The 18,346-nt window shown below is 39.2% G+C and carries 14 protein-coding genes; 5 read left to right on the top strand and 9 right to left on the bottom strand.

Going from position 1 to position 18,346, the window contains the following annotated elements; translation table 11 throughout:
* Positions 1–78 precede the first annotated feature (78 nt).
* Together G6R09_RS12910 and G6R09_RS12905 are read right to left on the bottom strand one after the other, a co-directional pair.
* Entirely contained in the window at positions 79–1,104 is a 1,026-nt protein-coding gene (locus G6R09_RS12910) for a diguanylate cyclase (RefSeq protein ID WP_163922872.1), read from the bottom strand.
* Positions 1,101–2,072, bottom strand: coding sequence for a response regulator (locus tag G6R09_RS12905; protein WP_240345746.1), 972 nt, complete (start codon positions 2,070–2,072; stop codon positions 1,101–1,103). The genes G6R09_RS12910 and G6R09_RS12905 overlap by 4 nt, the downstream gene beginning before the upstream one ends.
* 315 nt (positions 2,073–2,387) lie before the next feature.
* On the opposite strand from G6R09_RS12905, the gene G6R09_RS12900 reads away from it, so the two are divergent.
* The 4 genes from G6R09_RS12900 to G6R09_RS12885 all read left to right on the top strand — a co-directional run bounded on the left by G6R09_RS12900 (position 2,388) and on the right by G6R09_RS12885 (position 6,724).
* Positions 2,388–2,744, top strand: coding sequence for a glutathione S-transferase N-terminal domain-containing protein (locus G6R09_RS12900; RefSeq protein WP_163922866.1), 357 nt, complete (start codon positions 2,388–2,390; stop codon positions 2,742–2,744).
* A 176-nt stretch (positions 2,745–2,920) separates the two neighbouring features.
* Complete coding sequence (locus G6R09_RS12895) at positions 2,921–3,610, top strand: DUF3334 family protein (protein WP_065176821.1); 690 nt, start codon at positions 2,921–2,923, stop codon at positions 3,608–3,610.
* 193 nt (positions 3,611–3,803) lie between these two features.
* Positions 3,804–4,826: an acyltransferase gene (locus tag G6R09_RS12890; RefSeq protein ID WP_082955752.1), complete on the top strand. Its 1,023-nt coding sequence runs from the start codon at positions 3,804–3,806 to the stop codon at positions 4,824–4,826.
* A 233-nt stretch (positions 4,827–5,059) separates the two neighbouring features.
* Complete coding sequence (locus G6R09_RS12885; RefSeq protein ID WP_163922863.1) at positions 5,060–6,724, top strand: chitinase; 1,665 nt, start codon at positions 5,060–5,062, stop codon at positions 6,722–6,724.
* A gap of 118 nt (positions 6,725–6,842) precedes the next feature.
* Here the strand turns inward: G6R09_RS12885 and G6R09_RS12880 are convergent, their stop codons facing one another.
* The 6 genes from G6R09_RS12880 to G6R09_RS12855 all read right to left on the bottom strand — a co-directional run bounded on the left by G6R09_RS12880 (position 6,843) and on the right by G6R09_RS12855 (position 14,644).
* Positions 6,843–8,384, bottom strand: a complete 1,542-nt coding sequence (locus G6R09_RS12880) for a GTPase family protein (RefSeq protein WP_065176819.1) — start codon at positions 8,382–8,384, stop codon at positions 6,843–6,845.
* Positions 8,381–9,562: a YcjF family protein gene (locus tag G6R09_RS12875; RefSeq protein ID WP_163922860.1), complete on the bottom strand. Its 1,182-nt coding sequence runs from the start codon at positions 9,560–9,562 to the stop codon at positions 8,381–8,383. Before G6R09_RS12875 ends, G6R09_RS12880 begins: the two co-directional genes overlap by 4 nt.
* Positions 9,563–9,721: 159 nt before the next feature.
* Positions 9,722–10,411: a potassium channel family protein gene (locus tag G6R09_RS12870; protein WP_065168503.1), complete on the bottom strand. Its 690-nt coding sequence runs from the start codon at positions 10,409–10,411 to the stop codon at positions 9,722–9,724.
* Between the two features lie 12 nt (positions 10,412–10,423).
* Positions 10,424–11,533: a lipocalin-like domain-containing protein gene (locus tag G6R09_RS12865; RefSeq protein ID WP_082955753.1), complete on the bottom strand. Its 1,110-nt coding sequence runs from the start codon at positions 11,531–11,533 to the stop codon at positions 10,424–10,426.
* Entirely contained in the window at positions 11,533–13,992 is a 2,460-nt protein-coding gene (locus G6R09_RS12860; protein ID WP_163922857.1) for an ABC transporter permease, read from the bottom strand. The genes G6R09_RS12865 and G6R09_RS12860 overlap by 1 nt, the downstream gene beginning before the upstream one ends.
* Entirely contained in the window at positions 13,973–14,644 is a 672-nt protein-coding gene (locus G6R09_RS12855) for an ABC transporter ATP-binding protein (protein WP_065168505.1), read from the bottom strand. Before G6R09_RS12855 ends, G6R09_RS12860 begins: the two co-directional genes overlap by 20 nt.
* A gap of 460 nt (positions 14,645–15,104) precedes the next feature.
* On the opposite strand from G6R09_RS12855, the gene G6R09_RS12850 reads away from it, so the two are divergent.
* The gene (locus G6R09_RS12850) at positions 15,105–16,571 is read left to right on the top strand and encodes an SDR family oxidoreductase (protein WP_163922854.1); all 1,467 of its coding nucleotides are present in this window, start codon (positions 15,105–15,107) and stop codon (positions 16,569–16,571) included.
* Between the two features lie 102 nt (positions 16,572–16,673).
* Here G6R09_RS12850 and G6R09_RS12845 read toward each other — a convergent pair whose 3' ends face one another.
* Positions 16,674–18,248, bottom strand: coding sequence for a BCCT family transporter (locus tag G6R09_RS12845; protein WP_163922851.1), 1,575 nt, complete (start codon positions 18,246–18,248; stop codon positions 16,674–16,676).
* Positions 18,249–18,346: the final 98 nt, after the last annotated feature.

Genomic DNA, 18,346 nt, shown 5'->3' with positions numbered 1-18,346 from the left:
AAAACGCCTGCATTTTACATAAACCGTACTAAACATACAGTCATTATCAATATTACAGGATGGCTAGCATAATATTGTTTAGTTTATAGTCGTATTTCCATCAACCTCCGTTAAAATAAACTCGCCTTTACTGTCGGTGTAGCAATTATCGCTATTAATAATCGTAGTGGTATTACGGCCTTTTTTCTTAGATTCATATAACGCTAAATCAGATTTTTCTAACCATGATTTATAATCGATCAGTTTAGGATTCCACTCACACACACCAAGACTGATTGTAACTTTAACAATCCCTCGCTGATCATCAAATACCGTTTCTTGTTCAATACGATTACGCAGTCTTTCGGTAAAGTAGCCTGCAAGCTCAGCTGATGTTCCTGGTAAAATAATACCAAATTCTTCACCGCCATAACGGCCAGCGATATCTGTTTGTCGCTTTGTACGGCGTAAAACATCAGCGATTACTTTTATTACCCCATCGCCCGCAACATGACCATAAGTATCATTAACCCGTTTAAAGTGATCAATATCAAACATCACCAGTGTCGCTGGTGTTTGCGTTTGCTGGCAATACTCAAATGCGTCAGCTAAACAATTCTCCCAATGACCTCGATTATAAAGTTGGGTTAGCCGATCGGTAATGCTTAAATGGGTCAGCTGTTTATTTGACTCATGAAGATGGTTTTTATTTTTAGCAATATCAGTAACATCATTAATGGTTAAACAAATATGCTTATATTCACCTGATAATGAACGCAATGGCGTTATAGTCATATTCTGATACATAATATCTGAGCTACCAGATATTGGACAAAAATTTAAAAAACGAAACACCCATGGCCGGTCTTCCCAAGCTGAAAATGAGTGCATGCGTAACTTAAACGTTGATTGTATTTTATTTTTCAGCCATGACTCGGGTAAGTCAGGCACTATATCAAACAATGACTTGCCCATTATTTGCGTACTAGAAATACCACTATACGCCTGCATAAACGTATTCCATGCACAAACATTATAGGTTTCATCTAATATAACAACACCTGCATCTAGGTTATCTAATACTTGCATTGTTAAATGAAAATCAGCTAACGATATTTCGTTCAATGTAATGATTCCATCACTTTATCATTAATAATAGTTAGAGAATGGCTATCCATAATAAATAAGACATCACACTCAACATCTAATATTTCGGCCTTATAGGTATATTCAATAGTGAAATAGGTATTTGTCTCACATTGCGTATGATGCAAATTCATATATTCTTCTAGAACAATCGGTTGTCGAACAGAAAATGGAATTAAAATTTGCTCTGATAATGCCACTAAAAAAGATGACACCATCAAATTTGCAATATCGATCACGACTTCGTTTTTATATTCATCGGTTTGACTAAAACCCAATTTTTCACCAAAGACATGAATATCTTGGCCATGTAATTCCACTAATGCTTCGCCATGAATACCGCCACCAACAAAACGCTGTGTTATCGCGATAAGTTCATTATCATTACGAATATCTGCAATCGCCATTAATAAGTCACTGTTTTTCATAAATGCCACATTAGGTAATGGCATTTTGATAAAGTCGCCTAAATGGTCAGAAATAATAGCAGCCCCACGTCCTAGAGCAATATTGGCAATTTCACGAATATTATCTATTGGATGATCACTAATAAAATGCGCACCCGTGACCGAATGTTGCACACCATCAAAGACTAGCCCTAAGCGTTGAGAAAGCTCTATAAGCTGTTTATGATCAAAAGGCTTAGGTAAAAAATAATCCGCCCCTAATGCTAAACTTCTTTCCATTGCTGTGCATTGAACATCAGCAGATAATACAATAATTGTGGTTGTAAAGTCGCGTACGGGTAACGATTTCATCACGCTAAAACCATCCATCACTGGCATGGTTAGATCTAAAAACATAATATCGATATCAATATTTTTTAGGTGTTCAAGCCCCTCTTCTCCATTTTCAGCATAGAAAAAAGTGGCATTACTGCACGCTTGTAGGGATCGTGTAATGGATTTATGCACCAATACTGAATCGTCACAAATGAGAATATTCATATTTTTAATCATCAGATTGATCACTTACCCACGAAACTTAAATTTAGTATAAAGCAAAGCAACAATCTGCTGTAACATAAATTATGCATTCAGTGACATACATCTAAATATTGAGCTTACTTCCAAAAGATAAATTTAAAATAAAAAAATAAAATTTATATTTGACCTTACCATATTGATTTTATAAATTTGATATAATTTAATAAAATGCATCTTGTTTTCATTAAGTAAATATAATCATTGACTATATAGTTACCCAATCGCTTTTTTATAATAGAATCAGGGCATATTTATATCAGCCACAGGATAATAAACATGAAAGCTCTTCGTTGGATTGTCGGTCGTATCATCCTTATACTTAATGCGATTTTTTCACCGCGTGGAATACAACGCGATGCGGTAAAACAACAAGCGGTTGACACTGCTGTCGCCAATATGCAGCTCTATCAATTTGAAACTTGCCCTTTTTGTGTAAAAGTACGACGTCACGCAAAGCGCTTAAATATACCACTTGCCACTCGCGACGCTAAAGTAGCGCCTTGGGACAAAGAACTATTAGAGCAAGGTGGAAAGCGCAAAGTTCCTTGTTTACGCATTGAAGAAAATGACCAAATCACTTGGATGTATGAATCAAACGATATTATTGCGTATTTAGACAAGCGCTTTGCTTAACATCAGCAATAAATAACAACAAATAACAACAAATAAATATTCAAGTCCTGTTGTTATAAGCCGATACACCTTCATTACCTTTTTATCGCTAGCGTATAAAAAGCAGAATGGTGATCGGCTTTTTAACCGTTGTATTTTTCACTTATTAGTTATAAATAAGTTCTACAGGGCTGTATATGAGAAAAAATCATACAATCACTACTGACGATATTTTAATAAAATTATGTCACTCGCTTGCTGATGTATTATCACGCGCCACAGACAGTCAAATAAAATATTCGCCGATGGTACAAAAAATTAATAAAACCAGTTTAAAACCTGATATCGGATGCTTTGTTTTATTTGATGGTGGCTTTACTGGTTTAGTTGTTACCAATTTCTCTGCGACGGCCGCTATGGAGCTCTATCAAAATTATATGCTACGCATGGGTTTTACAGATTCAGACCTTGCTATTCATCATACAGCAGATGACGTAGCAAACATTTTAGGAGAGTTAATGAACCAAGTTGTTGGGGATTTTACCGGCAAAATTGGCCGAGAATTAAACATCTCAATTACTCAAAACCAGCCTAAAATGTTAGCGTTACACAAACAAATTATATTGTCTGTTGATACTAATCTAGATCGTCCACAAGTTCGACGCGTTAGTTTTACAACAGCTAACAACAATATTTTTTATCTTGAACTTGCAATGGATAAAACTGAATTTATTCAACTCGAAGCTTTTGAAGTTGATGAACAAGATCCTGATACTATTTTTGAAACGGCTTATGTTGCTCAACAACAAAACCAACCTACTTCAGCAAATAAACCCACCGACAATAATAATGATAATCAAGATTTACTTGACCAATTAGGATTGTAACTATTTAAATCAGTAGGTAACTTTATATAACAACATTGTTGCCTACTTACATTTTATGCCGTGTAACTTGCTGTTAATAGAAATTTATAATGTCATTATGTGATCATTAACGTTATTCCCTTTCATTATGCAATTTACAAAATCCTCAAATCCGTATAATTTCGACACCACTTATAGTTTGTGAGTTTTAATAATGTCTCAATCTCGTGTTGCCAGTTTTGAATGCGGTCGAATTATCGCGACTATCGCTATTATTGCCTTACACTGCCAAATTTTTATGCAAGCACCACTCTTTAATGGCCAGCCTTTATTAGGTATGGGTCTTAACCAGATGAGTCGTTTTGCTGTACCACTATTTTTTATTATGGCTGGCTACTTTATTCAACCCCGTTTAACAACTGAGCGCATTCCTTACTTATGGCGCTATGCTCGCCCGTTACTGATCATGTGGGTGTCATGGAGCATTATTTATCTCATTTTACCATTTAACTTTCATATTGTAGCGACCGATGGCTATTTTGCTGAACGTAGCATGTATTGGCAAAAGCTATTAACAACACCATTAAATACCCTCTTTGAAGGGGGATTAGTGCACCTTTGGTATATTCCTGGTTTACTCAGTGGGTTAACCGTTATTACTATCTTATTACGTTTCAAGTTGGAGCGATTAATCATCCCTGTGGCGAGCGGATTGTTTATCTTTGGTTTAATGGCGGGAAGTTATTCCCAAATGACAGATTTAAGCTCGCCGATATTCACCCGTAACGGGCCATTTTTTAGTTCTTTTATGATCATGCTTGGATTTGAGGTTCGTCGCCGTAATATCAGGCTTAGCTTAAAATACAGCATCATAATGTTAGTCATTGGATTTGGGTTATTTATTGGTGAAGCAAACTACTTATCCCTACAAGAAAATGGATCTTTTTTCCATGATTTTCTATTTGGGACTCCATTATGGGCATTAGGTATTTTCTTTGTTTTATTGGCTAAACCAAACTTTGGTGACAATAAAATCACCCACACATTAAGTAAAGATGTATTAGGTATTTACCTCTGTCATCTTATTATTGTGATTTATTATTTAAATATCGTTAGGCTATTAGGCATTAATTCAATTATTGCGAGTATTTTGGCTGTGCCTGTCGTATTGATTGTATCTACACTCATTGTTCGCGGTTTACGTAAAACACCAATAGCACGCTTTCTCGTTCGCTAAATAAATAACGCTATTAAAAAGTCCTTATGACCTTCGTGATTATAAGGACTTTTTTAGCTTAATAATGAATAAATAAAGTTGTAAACATCATTTTCAATGCAAAAAATGTTTAAGCACTAGCTAAATTTCAACGCAATAACACGCTTTTAGACTCGCATGATTGCACCTATCAGCTACATACAGATAACATTGTTAACAACTTCTGTGTGTTCTATTGATAAGGGAATGAGTCAATGACTAAATTACATCCGCTATCTTTCATCATTGGTAGCTTTTTTGCTGCTAATTGTTACGCAATGACCCCTCAACCAGATCCTGATAATGTCGGTGGTTATGTTATTGAACGTTCCGAAATAATAGCAGCAGAAAACGCAAAAACCCTAGATCCTATGTATGATGTTTGGGCGAAAGCCTTAGCAACAGCATCAAATACTGTTGTTGAAAGTATTGCACCAGGATTGAACACTAACCCAGATAACGTCAAACGCGTCGAGCGAGTTTTTCCTGAAACTGAATGGAATTACCTCACTCAAATGGCCGCACCTGAATATACCTATACTCGCTTTTTACGTGCCATCGGTAAATTCCCCGCTTTCTGTGGTGATTACACTGATGGCCGTGATGCTGATGCTATTTGTAAAAAATCCATTATTACTGCTTTCGCCCATTTCGCCCAAGAAACTGGCGGTCATATTAGTATTGAAAACGTCTCTGATAACCCTCTAGGGCTAGAAGAATGGCAACAAGCATTAGTTCATGTTCGCGAAATGGGTTGGTCTGAAGGTCAACCGGGTTACACCACAGGTTGTGGTCAAGACGATTGGCAAAATAAACGCTGGCCTTGTGCTGAGGGGCAAGGTTACTTTGGTCGCGGTGCAAAACAACTTTCCTACCACTTTAACTACGGCGCTTTTTCTGAAGTTATGTTTGACGGCGATGCAACAGTATTGCTCAATAACCCAGGGCTTGTCGCTGATTCTTGGCTCAATCTGGCTTCAGCTATTTGGTTCTTTTTAACACCTCAAGCCCCTAAACCAGCCATGTTACATGTAATCGATCGTACTTGGACTCCTTCACAACGAGAAACAGATGCTGGTATCGGTTATGGATTTGGTACCACAATTAACGTGATCAATGGTGGTATTGAATGTGGCGAACAAAATAAAGATAAAGGCCAGCCCGTTAACCGTATTCGTTATTGGGAAGGCTTAGTTGAAAACTATCAAATTCCATTAAAAAGTGATGAAACCAATACTTGCTGGCAGCAAACCCCTTATGGCAGTTTAAATCTAAATGGTGCGACCGATGTGCTTTACACTAACTGGGATGCAAACTGGAAATATTATCCAGATCGTCCAGGCGGTGTGTCGTTTGAATGTGAGTTAGTGGGTTTCCAAACCGCTTATTCTGCACTGGTTGCTGGCGATTATGAAAAGTGTGTCGCTAACTTCTATGGATCTCACGCTAACTGGCCTGCCGTTCGTGTAGTCGATAAATTAGATCCAGATACTGGCGGCGGTACAACTGATCCAACCGATCCACCCGTTGATGGTGTAGCAAGTTGGGATCAAAATAAAGTCTATACTGGTGGTGAGCAAGTATCTTACAAAGGTGCAATTTATGAAGCTCAATGGTGGACACAAAGTGATCAGCCTGATTTAGGCGGCCCCTGGAAGTTAATTAAAGCAGCAACAGATAACACTGTTACTCCACCTGTAACACCACCAACCGATGAAACACCAGCACCAGAGTTACCTGTAGATGTTGCAGCATGGGAAACTAATGCCGTTTATAACGCTAATGATAAAGTTAGCTACCAAGGTAAAATATACCAAGCAAAATGGTGGAGCCAAGGTAATACACCAACAGCAGGCGATCCGTGGGTTTTACTACCTTAACCCTTACTGTTGAACGAATTAATTAACCATTAAACAGAATAAAAATGGCCTTATAATAAACGTCTTATAATTAAAGATGCTTACTATCAAGGCCATTTTTTATCGTTCGTAATAACTGTTATTTTGTTGCCGCATCAAACACTAATTTACCTAATCGATATAGTCGCTTCGCTTGTTCACTATAATCAATCGTCTCTCCTTGTGCTCGACGACGATTAAGTTGAGTATTAATCCCATCTTGATAAACCAGTTGTAGCTGTGATTGTAAGCTATCAAGATTATAGGGAATACGATCACGACTAACAGAAAATGGCAAAATATATTCAGCGTTCATAATTTCACGGTTATATTTTACAGCATCACCAATAATACGTCCTTTGGGGGTTTGTGGATCATTCAAGTCATAAGGTGGTAGCCACTCATCAACCGGTTTAAGTTTATCGACTTGGTTCACCAACATGATCACTTTAGGTGCTTTTCGATGCTGATTTTGCTGTTGTTTATAAAAATTATCTAATGATCCCTTCAACGCGACATCAACTTGACGTGATGATTGATTTGCTTTTAATACCCAAATAACTACATCACTTTGGGTCATTTGTTTAAGTAATTTTTTGTCGGTTTCTAGGCTGCCATCAATTCCCGGCAAATCAATAAGGTTGATTAAATCAAGCCCTTCAACTTCACATTTATAAGTCGTGACTTTATCGGTTGACGGTAATGCACTCACTTCTGCTGCAATTTCACCCAATAAACCATTAATCACTGAAGATTTACCCGCACTCACTTGACCCACAACAGCCACGCGCAATGGCTCAACCGCTATCGCTGCCGCTTGTTTATCTTGATCATGTAACTGACTATGGGGCACTGCAGCATCATCAAGTTTAAAACGACCGCTATATAAATCAATCGCAACCGATGCAACTTCTTGGAGTAATGTTGCCTTTAATTTAGCTTGAACTTCAGCACTGACATCGTCAAATAACTTACCAACCACTAATCCTCGTACTTCTGCTAACCAACCTGTGGGGGTCGCTATACGAAATAAACGATAAACGTCATAAGCACTTTTGGCGTATCCCATTTTATCTTTAAGTGCATAACCTTGTTTCAAGCTTGTGAGAGTGATCTTCTCAGAAAATGGGACATGTTGCTGTAAAAAGTAACGATAACGCCGACTTACCTCTTCAACCATCATTAAAAACTCAGGCGCTGTAAATGCTAATTTTTGTGAGTTTGATTGCTGATGGTATTGTGCTGCAACATCTGCCACCAATACATAAGCATGAGCTTGTAAACTTTCCCATGCAGCATCTTCCGCTAACTGCTTATCGATCACAGCTGTCATTTGTTGCCACACCTGATGATCATGCTCACTCCATTGAGGATTAGCTGCCACGTGCAGTGGCGCGATATCATCAATGACTGCATCAGCAACAACACGTTTACGGCGCAACCACCAATAAGGCACAAATGCCAATAAACAGCCACCAGCAATAATGGCAAAGAATAACCACCATAGCCCTTGTTGAATAAGATCAACCACACCAAAACCAGCTAATACCAATACCGGTAAACAGATAGCCGACACCACTAACGGCAAAAACCCTTCTGAAAGTTGATTAATTAACTGATAACTTTTACTGATCCGTTTCATTGGCCGTCCTTTTCGATGCCACTTTTCGATGCTTGAGTAACTTGTTGTCGATCTGCTATGTTTTTAACCGTTGTAAATGCTTGTTGATAAGCCAATTTAATTTGATCTTTAGAGATTGGTTCACCTTTACTACGATGATACAAATACATGCATGCCGCTCTGCCAATCGCATACGTTGATGAAAAACTCATCGCAGCAGCCGTTGCGCTTCCTACCGTTTGACCATAAGCAGGAATAAACTTCACTAATTGATTCAAGCCTAGTTTAGATAAATATTGCAATAAAAAACCAGAACCAAGCATGCCAACAAATTCAGCATAGTCTTTCTTATTCCAGCTAACACCATATTGATTGGCAAGGCTATGCAACATCTTGCCTTGAATAGCAGGCACACTGAATAACCCCACCGCAGGAATTGCATCACTAGCACCAGCAGCACCGGCATACCACAATACTTCTTGGCGCAGCTGGTAAAAGTTTTGTTCTTCGCGATTAGCATGCGCTTGTTGATTTGATAATAAACTCAACATCGGTAGTGCATCAGTTAATGCATGGTGTAAGTCATTAAGGCCGATAAATTGTTCATCATCCGGAATAAAATCAACCACTATAGGGTGATAGATAGTGGCTGTTTTTGATTGCCATTGAGCAGGCTTTATTCCCCAGATATCCATCACTCGTTGATGGTTATACTCAATTGCCCGTTGGCGTTCTTGACTATCAACAATGCTATTAACCGCAGTATGAATAACCAGTAAGTGTTTAATGACACCGCTGCGTTTTATCTGTTTCAGAGCATTTAATAGGCCTGATTGCTCTGGCTCTTCTGCTTTCATTACCACCATCAATGCATGGCTTTTACCACTACACATCGCAATATCTTCACTTGGATCATAGTCCGCCTCACCTAATCCTCGCGTATCAAGAAAGCACACTAACGGGCTTTCAACTGGATAAAGGTACTGATGTGCTGTACGTGTACAAGGTTGAAAACCATTACCGATTTCAACCAAGCTATTACCGGTAAGCGTTTGAATAATTGTTGATTTACCTGCACCTGTTTTACCTAATAACCATAGCGTTGGAATATGTTTTTGCCATTCATCAAACGCAGGCGCCAAATCAGGATTAACGGTGGGATTTATATATTGATAAACTTTCTTAAAGAAGCGATTCATATCACCTTCTATACCTAAAATAGTAAAACAGTTATTGATTCTATTTTCATATATCGTGGTTTAATCAGTATTAGCAACATAGCATTAAATGAAAAAAGAGAATAATCTAAACGACTATTCTCTTTTTTATAATCTTATAAGCCTAATTGATAACGCTGTTTAATTGTCCGTATTATCATTAAAATACTGCACACGGCTTGAGCTGACTAAACTTGAGACCACGATGGCCATATAAAACACACCAACAATCGCTTCAAGATAGGCAAACACTTTAGCAATTGACGTCACTGGCAATATGTCACCGTAGCCCAATGTGGTTAAGGTTACAAAACTAAAATACGCCGCATCAGCAAAATTTTCATGCCAAGGGCCTTTATTGATACCATGAAATGATTCAGGCAAAAAATGAATCAAAATTAAATAGCCGATAGCCCACATAAGCCCAAGTAATAAGAACAATGCCATTGAGCCAATGATTTTGTTGGTATTAATCGAGCCTGTAAATAGTATTTGTCGCATGATTGAACGAAATGTGCCATAAAAGAAGATAAACATCAGCGACAACATAATGACTTCTATTTCTTCGACCCCTAATACCGCGCGAGTAATCACCGCAACCAGCCATGCAACGACTAACGATAATAAAAATCTAAACCAACTCTTATCAAAGCGTAAACTTAATAAACAAATGCCAAAAGTCATTAACGTAAAAGCTTCAAGTATGTATTGCAACAGGCCAGATGTGATCTCTTTATCTAACGACGCACTGATCAATAAGAACACTAAAGCTAATGTTAAATAGAAAAAATTATTTTCATTATTAATGTGTTGGCTTTGTTTATTCAACATTGACAATATTCCTTATTGTTCTTCATAGCCGGTAAGTTCCATAAACCCTTTCCCTTTTTGTGACCCCGTCACGTTTATTGGGCCTTCCCAGTACGGGAATAAAAAATGTAACCATTGATCACGTCGTACAACGCTTGTTTGAAGCTTTAATCCTTGTGATGGAATTTCGATTAGCCAACTTAATGGAAAAGAAATACCACTAACGTCTCGAAAATGCATTGGTTTCATTCGTATTTGGTTATTATCTAATGTAACCATAGTGCCATCGGGCCATGAACGTGAACCAATAAAATACGGTGTTTGACCTTTTTCACGTAACTGTGACACCATTAATGCACTGCCGTCTGCAAGATGAATCGAGAACCAATCCCACCCCTGTTGCTTGGCACTGAGCATGCTACTGCTCCATTCACGATCAAACCAACCACGGCCATTAACTTTATATTGCTCGCCATCCAATTCAATAACACCATCAATATTCAAAAATGGCACACTGTAATAATAAGAAGCGATACCCAGTAACGGATGTTTTTGGCTATAGCCTTCATCCCCTTGCAAAATAATCGCCCCATCTTGCTCAATATTTAATCGCGCGAGCATATCATCATCAGAGAATTCAAGCTCCCCCGGAAAAGGATTACTGGTTGGTGCTCGCCATGACCAATTATCTAACCAAGCACGAAACGGTTTAAGGCTCACCCCCGCTTGGCCGATTCCACCGCGCGCGAATCTTTCTGCTTTCCATATTTTCTTTTTAGTGGTTATTACAGCGTGCGCCATATACATCTGTGGCGTTTTCCAACCTGTCAGTTCATCATCACTGGTTGCCATTCGAAATAGCGTCCATTGCACCGAGATTTCTTTGCCTGTTTCTGTTTTTAGATTTGCGGTTAAATACCACCATTCGGCAAGGTACTGAGGGTGTTCGCCATAATCTCGAGGGAAAATAATCGGTTCACCTTTAACCACGGGTTCAAACACAAAGTTTTGTGATTGAGTCAATGTCTTTACGGAGTTACTGCGTACGGGCTGATCATCACAACCACCTAATAACATTATGCTTATAAATATGATCGCGACAGAAAATAAATGCCAACGCGTTCCTTGGGTTGCAGCGCTCATTAAAATGACTCTCGTAAAGATAAAATCGCAGAACGACGGACTAAACGCCATACTGGCCATGCTCCTGCGACTAATAACACCAACAAAGCAGTACCTAATGTCAACAAATAGTCATACGGGAAATACTGTATTTGCATTGTCCAACCAAATGAATATTTCAACACCACATCAATCAATAACTGGGCTAAAAGCAACCCTAACGGTAATGCCATTAATGCAGTCATCAAACCAATAACCAATAATTGCCCACCACCAAGTAGCGTTAATTCAAAGCCTGTCATTCCCATACAACGCAATAATGAAAATTGCCGTTGTCGAGACATTTCACCCGCAATCGTTGCAAAGAATAAACCACAAATGGCAATAAATAACGTTAAGTGGCCTAATGTTGATGTCACTACAAAGGTACGATCAAACACCGCCATCGCTTGTTTCATTAATGCGGCATTATTACGCACACGTTCTGGCTGTAACCTAAATTGCTCACCTAATTGAGCCAATAAAGGCTCTGACTTAGCGCCTTTTTTTAAATGAATAGCCAACCCCACTTGTCCTGAGTGCGGCCAAAAACGTTGCCATTTTTGTTGAGATATAAGCACCTGTCCATAAGGATTACCATAGTCATAATAAATACCAACAACATGCCAACCTTCGTTCATCGGAGCAGGTAACGTAATAATATCGCCAGTCTTCCAATGGTGCTTTAGTGCCATAGATTCACTGACCATTACTGCTCGAGTATGATGCAGTTTTTGCCAATAGTTACGGCTTTCTTCTTTTAGTGATAGTGCTGTTTTCTCACCTAACGTTTGGCCAATACTCATCACTTGAATCGTGCCACTGTCTGAAGGCGTTTGTTTTTGCCAACTCCACCATACTTGCTCAACCTCTGGTTGCTCTTGCAGCCACTTAGAAATACGTGGTGCCATATTCATAGAAGGACGTATATAAATATCAGCGGCTAAACGTTGCTCAAGCCAGTTTTCAGTGGTGTTTCTAAAACTGCCTACCATGGTTTCCATGCCGATATTAGATGCTAGTGCTAGCATAAATGCCATCGCAGCAATACCACGATAACTTAAGCTTGCTGCAGCATCGAAGAAAAACCATCGCATACGCGCTCTACGGCTTATGTTGCCTAAAAGATGAAACAGTAACCACAATAAATAAGGCATCATTAAACCAGATGCGATCAAAATAAATGCAATTAGCGCAAACCCTGCAAGTTGCCCATGTGGTAACTTATAAACCGCAAAAGCACCGAGGATAAACACGCAAGAAAACAACGCTTGCCACGCAAACTCTCGGCCAGTAAAACGCACTAATGACAAATGGGTTGCTAAGCGTGCTGGCGGCGATTTAATTAATCGTACTAATGGCCATGTACACGCAAAAGCACAACCAAAAATAGCAATGGCTAAACTTGCTGCCCCCCACTGCCAATTCCAATGCACTTCAAGACTGACATTGGCGTTATACAAATCATTCAATGACGCAGCAACTGACGGCAGTAACTGTTGCGCTAATAGTAGCCCAATAATATTACCGCCAATAAGCCCTAGTATGACCCATAGACACAACTCACCAATTAATGCCCCTGCAAGCTGAGTACCTGTTACACCAAGTTGACGCAAGATACCAACAAGCGGCTGCCTTTGCGCTAACGATAACGACATTGCTTGATAGAAAATAAATAGCCCAACCACAAATGCAAGCATGCCCATTGCGAACAAATTCAAATGAAATGCATTCGTTAATGGTTCCAATTTAGCGCTGTGCTTACGTTCTAATGTTAAACCAGGAGGTAAAATATGGGTCAATTTCATCAACTGCTTGCGGCTCATTTCACCGCAAATAACCGAGTTAAATCCTGAGCTTGGCTGTAATTCACGTAAGAGTGCAATATCCGCAATCATACGAGGATCATTCATACGGCTATCACTGATCACTTTCAACGGCCCAATTTTTCGGCCAGAATCAAGGGTCAGCATATCGCCATTTTTGATGCCAATATAACTGGCTAGTTGCTCTCCAAGCATGATCGGATATGGCGGGCGCATTAACGTTAATAATCTGATCTTATTCTCGTCAATTACCGTATTTTTTATTGCGCCAAACATCGCGACTGGATCAATACCTAATAATTGAAAATCGCGTTGTTTCTCGGTAACGATACGATGCTCAACTAATGGTGCACAGGTTTTAAGCCCTGCACGGCGCATTTGAATATAAAAGCCTTGCGGGACCTTCATGCCAGTTTGAGTATGACGAATACGGTATGGAAAAGGATTAGAAAAAAGTTGCTCACCTTTACGGTAACTTTCTTTCGCTTGCTGGTTAACTCCCATCACACCCACTAATAGTGCGATACCTAATGTTAACCCAAGCCAAACTAAAACAATTTGCAGAGGATGACGACGGTAATGCCCCCAAAGAGCATTAGCTACGGGGCGCAACATTTAGCTGACCTCCTTGCAAACGAATACATCCCTGCATATGGGCGGCGACCTTTTCACTGTGGGTCACGACTAATAACGTACAGTGAAGTTGTTTGGTTAATGAAATAAGTAGCCGTATTACTGCTTCGGCATTACGTTCATCTAGACTGCCAGTCGGCTCATCTGCAAGTAACAATGTTGGTTCCATATAAATGGCACGAGCAATTGCAGCTCGTTGCTGTTGGCCCCCTGAAATTTCTTCAGGGTAACGTAATAATAATGGTCTTAAATCCAGGGCGGAAATGATTTTTAACCATAGTTTGTCGTCATCAGCTAAGCCTTTTAACTGACGGCAAAAACGAATATTATCTGCCACCGTTAACGTTGGTAATAAATTATATTGCTGAAATACCAAGCCGATATTTTTACGACGAAAAGCGGTACGCTCACGCTCAGAAATTGCATGTATTGCTGTTTTCCCTAACCATATTTCACCCGACTCAGGCTTATCTAGCCCTGCAATTAAATTTAATAATGTACTTTTTCCAGATCCACTCTCACCCATTAGTGCTAATTGCTCGCCTGGATTTAGCGATAAATTAGCCCCCTGAAGCACAGAGTGATACTCAGTACCATCTAGATAACCTTTGCAGAGTTCAGATAATCGTAACATGTTCCATCACCAACGTTTACTTGCATTACACATTAACTATTTTTTCATTTTGGTCTCAAATAACCAAAACAAATAATTATGCAATATTACCTGCTTTATTCTTGATATAACAGTTTAGGCATTAAGTATTGTTACTTAACCCCCTTATAAGATTGAAATATTCCTCTTTCACAACAAATAGCTACAAAATCAGAACAATAAATAATCACAGCTCAAGAATCATAATGCTATTCTATGAATAACTTAATTTGTTTATATTGTAGATACAAATATATGCATGAGACGGCATAAAATTCGTCGTGATAATAATCATATTAAGCAATAAAAACTATCATCTTTTACAGTTTCTGATTGCTTTTAATCAATAAAAAGCCATTATCTAAAAATACGATCTTAAAACATTTAGTAACAGCATTTTTGCATTCCTATATCGCAACACAGAATTTAGAGTGGTTAGTTAATGAGCAAAAATATTCTTGTCGTCGGAGCTTCTGGCTATATAGGAAGTCATTTAGTACCAAACTTATTGGAACTTGGTCATCACGTAAGAGCAACAGGACGTAATCTTAAATTATTAGAAAAGCGTGGTTGGGGAAGTATTGATAATTTAGAGTTGGTTGAATTAGATTTAGATGTTGATCAGGATTTAACTGCTCTATTTACAGATATTGATACGGTCTATTTCTTAGTTCATGGTATGAACCACGGCCATGATTTTATTGACTTTGAACTCGATTGTGCGCGTCGTTTTAGTCATTATCTCGGCCTTAGTAACGTAGAGCATGTTGTTTATCTTGGCGCATTACAACCACAAATAAACACAGCACAATCAAAACACTTAAGTGCGCGTAAAGAAACGGGCAACATTCTTCGTGAAAGTGGCAAATGCATAACAGAACTGCGTGCAGGTATTATTATTGGCCCAGGCTCTGCGGCCTTTGAAGTAATGCAAGATTTTGTCTATCACCTACCCGTTATGCTAACCCCAAGTTGGGTGACCTCCCGTAACTCCCCCATTGCATTGCGTAACCTGCTCTATTACCTCACAGAGCTTATCGATAGCCCTCAAGAACATAATCTTATTTTAGATGTCGCAGGCCCAGAGCAAATGACTTATAAAGATCAAATGGTCAGACTAAGTAAAATGCACAGTAAAACTATTCGCGTCATTCCATTAAAATGGTTAAGCCCTAAAATGGCAGCTTATTGGCTTCGTTTTATCACCTCTGTACCAACCAATATTGCACGCGCACTGATTGGCGGTTTAAGCTGCGACCTTCCTGCTGATGGTAGTGAACTTCAGCGCCGAATTCCTCAACATTTGCTTAATTATGAAGAAGCGATCCAAGAAACCTTAGCAATGAATACTGAGTTAGTGAAGAGTGAGATTTGGGGGTTTGATCCTGATGCATTATTACGTTGGCAAACGGGTTATGGCTATTACCCTAAACAAGCAGGTTATACACTCAAAACAGACGCAAGTTGTGAAGACCTTTGGCGTCAAGTACAGCTGATAGGTGGCGAGGAAGGTTATTTTTATGCCAATAGCCTATGGCGTGTTCGCGAATGGATGGACGCTATGATTGGTGGCAATGCACTACAACGTCATCGTCGTGATCCACATCAGCTGCAATTAGGCGATAAAATCGACTCATGGAAAGTGATCAGCCTAGAGAAAAATCATTTCCTGTCTTTGTTATTTGGTATGAAAGCCCCTGGTTTAGGTCGTTTAGAGTTCACAATTGAAGATTGTGGCGATCATCGAACTGTTGATATTCGTGCATGGTGGCATCCCAAAGGTTTTCTGGGGCTTCTGTATTGGTTTGCAATGATGCCAGCACACTTATTTATTTTCCGCGGGATGACTCACGCCTTAGTCAAGCGCTGTAAGGCTAAGATACAAGAAGGTAATATCGACACTAAATAGCTCTTGTCAATCTCCATAAAAAAACCGAAAGCATGAATAATACTTTCGGTTTAATTTTAAGCGTTAACTTACAATATATTAATCACATCATATTGGCGTTATTTAAGCTGTTTTAGTCGTTTTTGATGAGCATGTCATTTTCAATGCGGCAATCGGCCCACTTAATAAAGTTAACCCAATCAGTAATGAAACAGGTACTGCGGTAATAACAATAAACGATTGTAGTGCCTTTAAACCACCATCACCAGCAAGTAACAATACCGCAGCAACAACCCCCATGGTAATCGCCCAAAATAAACGATGCTTACTGCTCGGTTCATTATCCCCTGACACCACCATTGCAATTGAATATGCCATTGAATCGCCCGTGGTAACCACAAAGGTTGTCGTCAGCACTAAAAAGGCAGGTAATAAAATATAACTCAAGGGTAAATTAGATAATGTTGCTAATAATACCGACGGTAAGCCACCATCATTTAATGGTCCAGAGATAATACCTGGATTATTAAGCTCTAATGAAATACCTGTACCACCAAGCACTGCAAACCAAAAGTTTGTCGCAATCGGCGCACCAACAGCCACGCAGAGGATCAAACTACGAATACTGCGGCCTTCGGAGATTCGTGCAATAAAAATCGCCATCATTGGTGCAAAACCAATAAACCAGCCCCAGAAAAACCATGTCCACCATAAGTCCCACTCAGGCTTGGCCGTTGTTAAACTCATTGTGCCCATATTTTGTAAATAACTGCCAAAAGCAGCACCAAACTCTTTGAGCAAAAACGTTGTCGGCCCTAAAAGTAACATGGCTGTTAATAGTACAAACGCACCAATAACATTAAGACGTGATAACCACTGCAAGCCTTTATCCATACCTGATGCTGCAGAAACCGAGTAAATCGCGACCACAACCGCCAGAATAATAAGCTGAGATTGAGTGTTATTTTCTAAGCCGGTTAATAACTCTAAGCTGTAACCTAGCTGTGATGCTAAAAATCCAATCGGCCCAATTGTACCAGCAGCAACGGCAATAATAGCACAAGCGTCAATCACACTGCCTAACCAATGATTTTCTAAACGATGTCCAAAAAGTGGAAATAATAAAGCGCGTGGACGTAATTTAATACCATGCTCGTGGTGAGCATACATAAGTACAATTGTTGATAGCGTACCTAATACCGCCCAAGCAAGAAATCCCCAATGTAAAAAAGCTTGATCTAATGCCGGAGTGACAGCGGCAAGAGTACCACCTTCTATGCCAGGAAATGATGGCGAAGGTGTCATAAAGTGGTAAATAGGCTCGGCTGCCGACCAAAAAACACCACCACCAGCAAGTAGTGTACACATGATCATTGCTAACCAACGAAATGTGCCAATTGTCGGTTTACTGACACTGCCCATGACTTTCTTACCTAATGGGCTAATCGCGACAATTAATGCTAGGAAAAAATTAATGAGCATCAACCACTGCCAACTTGACCCAAAAGTTTTAGCTGCGGAGCTAAATGATGTTTGAATCATTGCCGTGAAAGTGGGCATATCAATTAAAGCAGAAAGGACGAATAAGGTAATAAACCCAATCGTTATTGCTGGAACAAGTTTATTATCTAAACCCTTTAGTCCCATAACAATGTTTGGTGTTGTGTCATTACTAATTTGGCTTGTATTGCGTTGCATAAATGTCTCACGCTGTGTGTGAGGGAAGACACACTATCAGTATCTTTATAGTAACGCCAGATAATTTTATCTTTAAATTTCAATGAAAAAGCGCACAA

Origin of the sequence: Photobacterium sp. Alg240-V54 (genome assembly GCF_900537155.1) — a bacterium.
Lineage (GTDB): Bacteria > Pseudomonadota > Gammaproteobacteria > Enterobacterales > Vibrionaceae > Photobacterium.
Note: the sequence above shows the minus strand (reverse complement) of the source record. Positions and strands in the feature narration are given on the sequence as shown.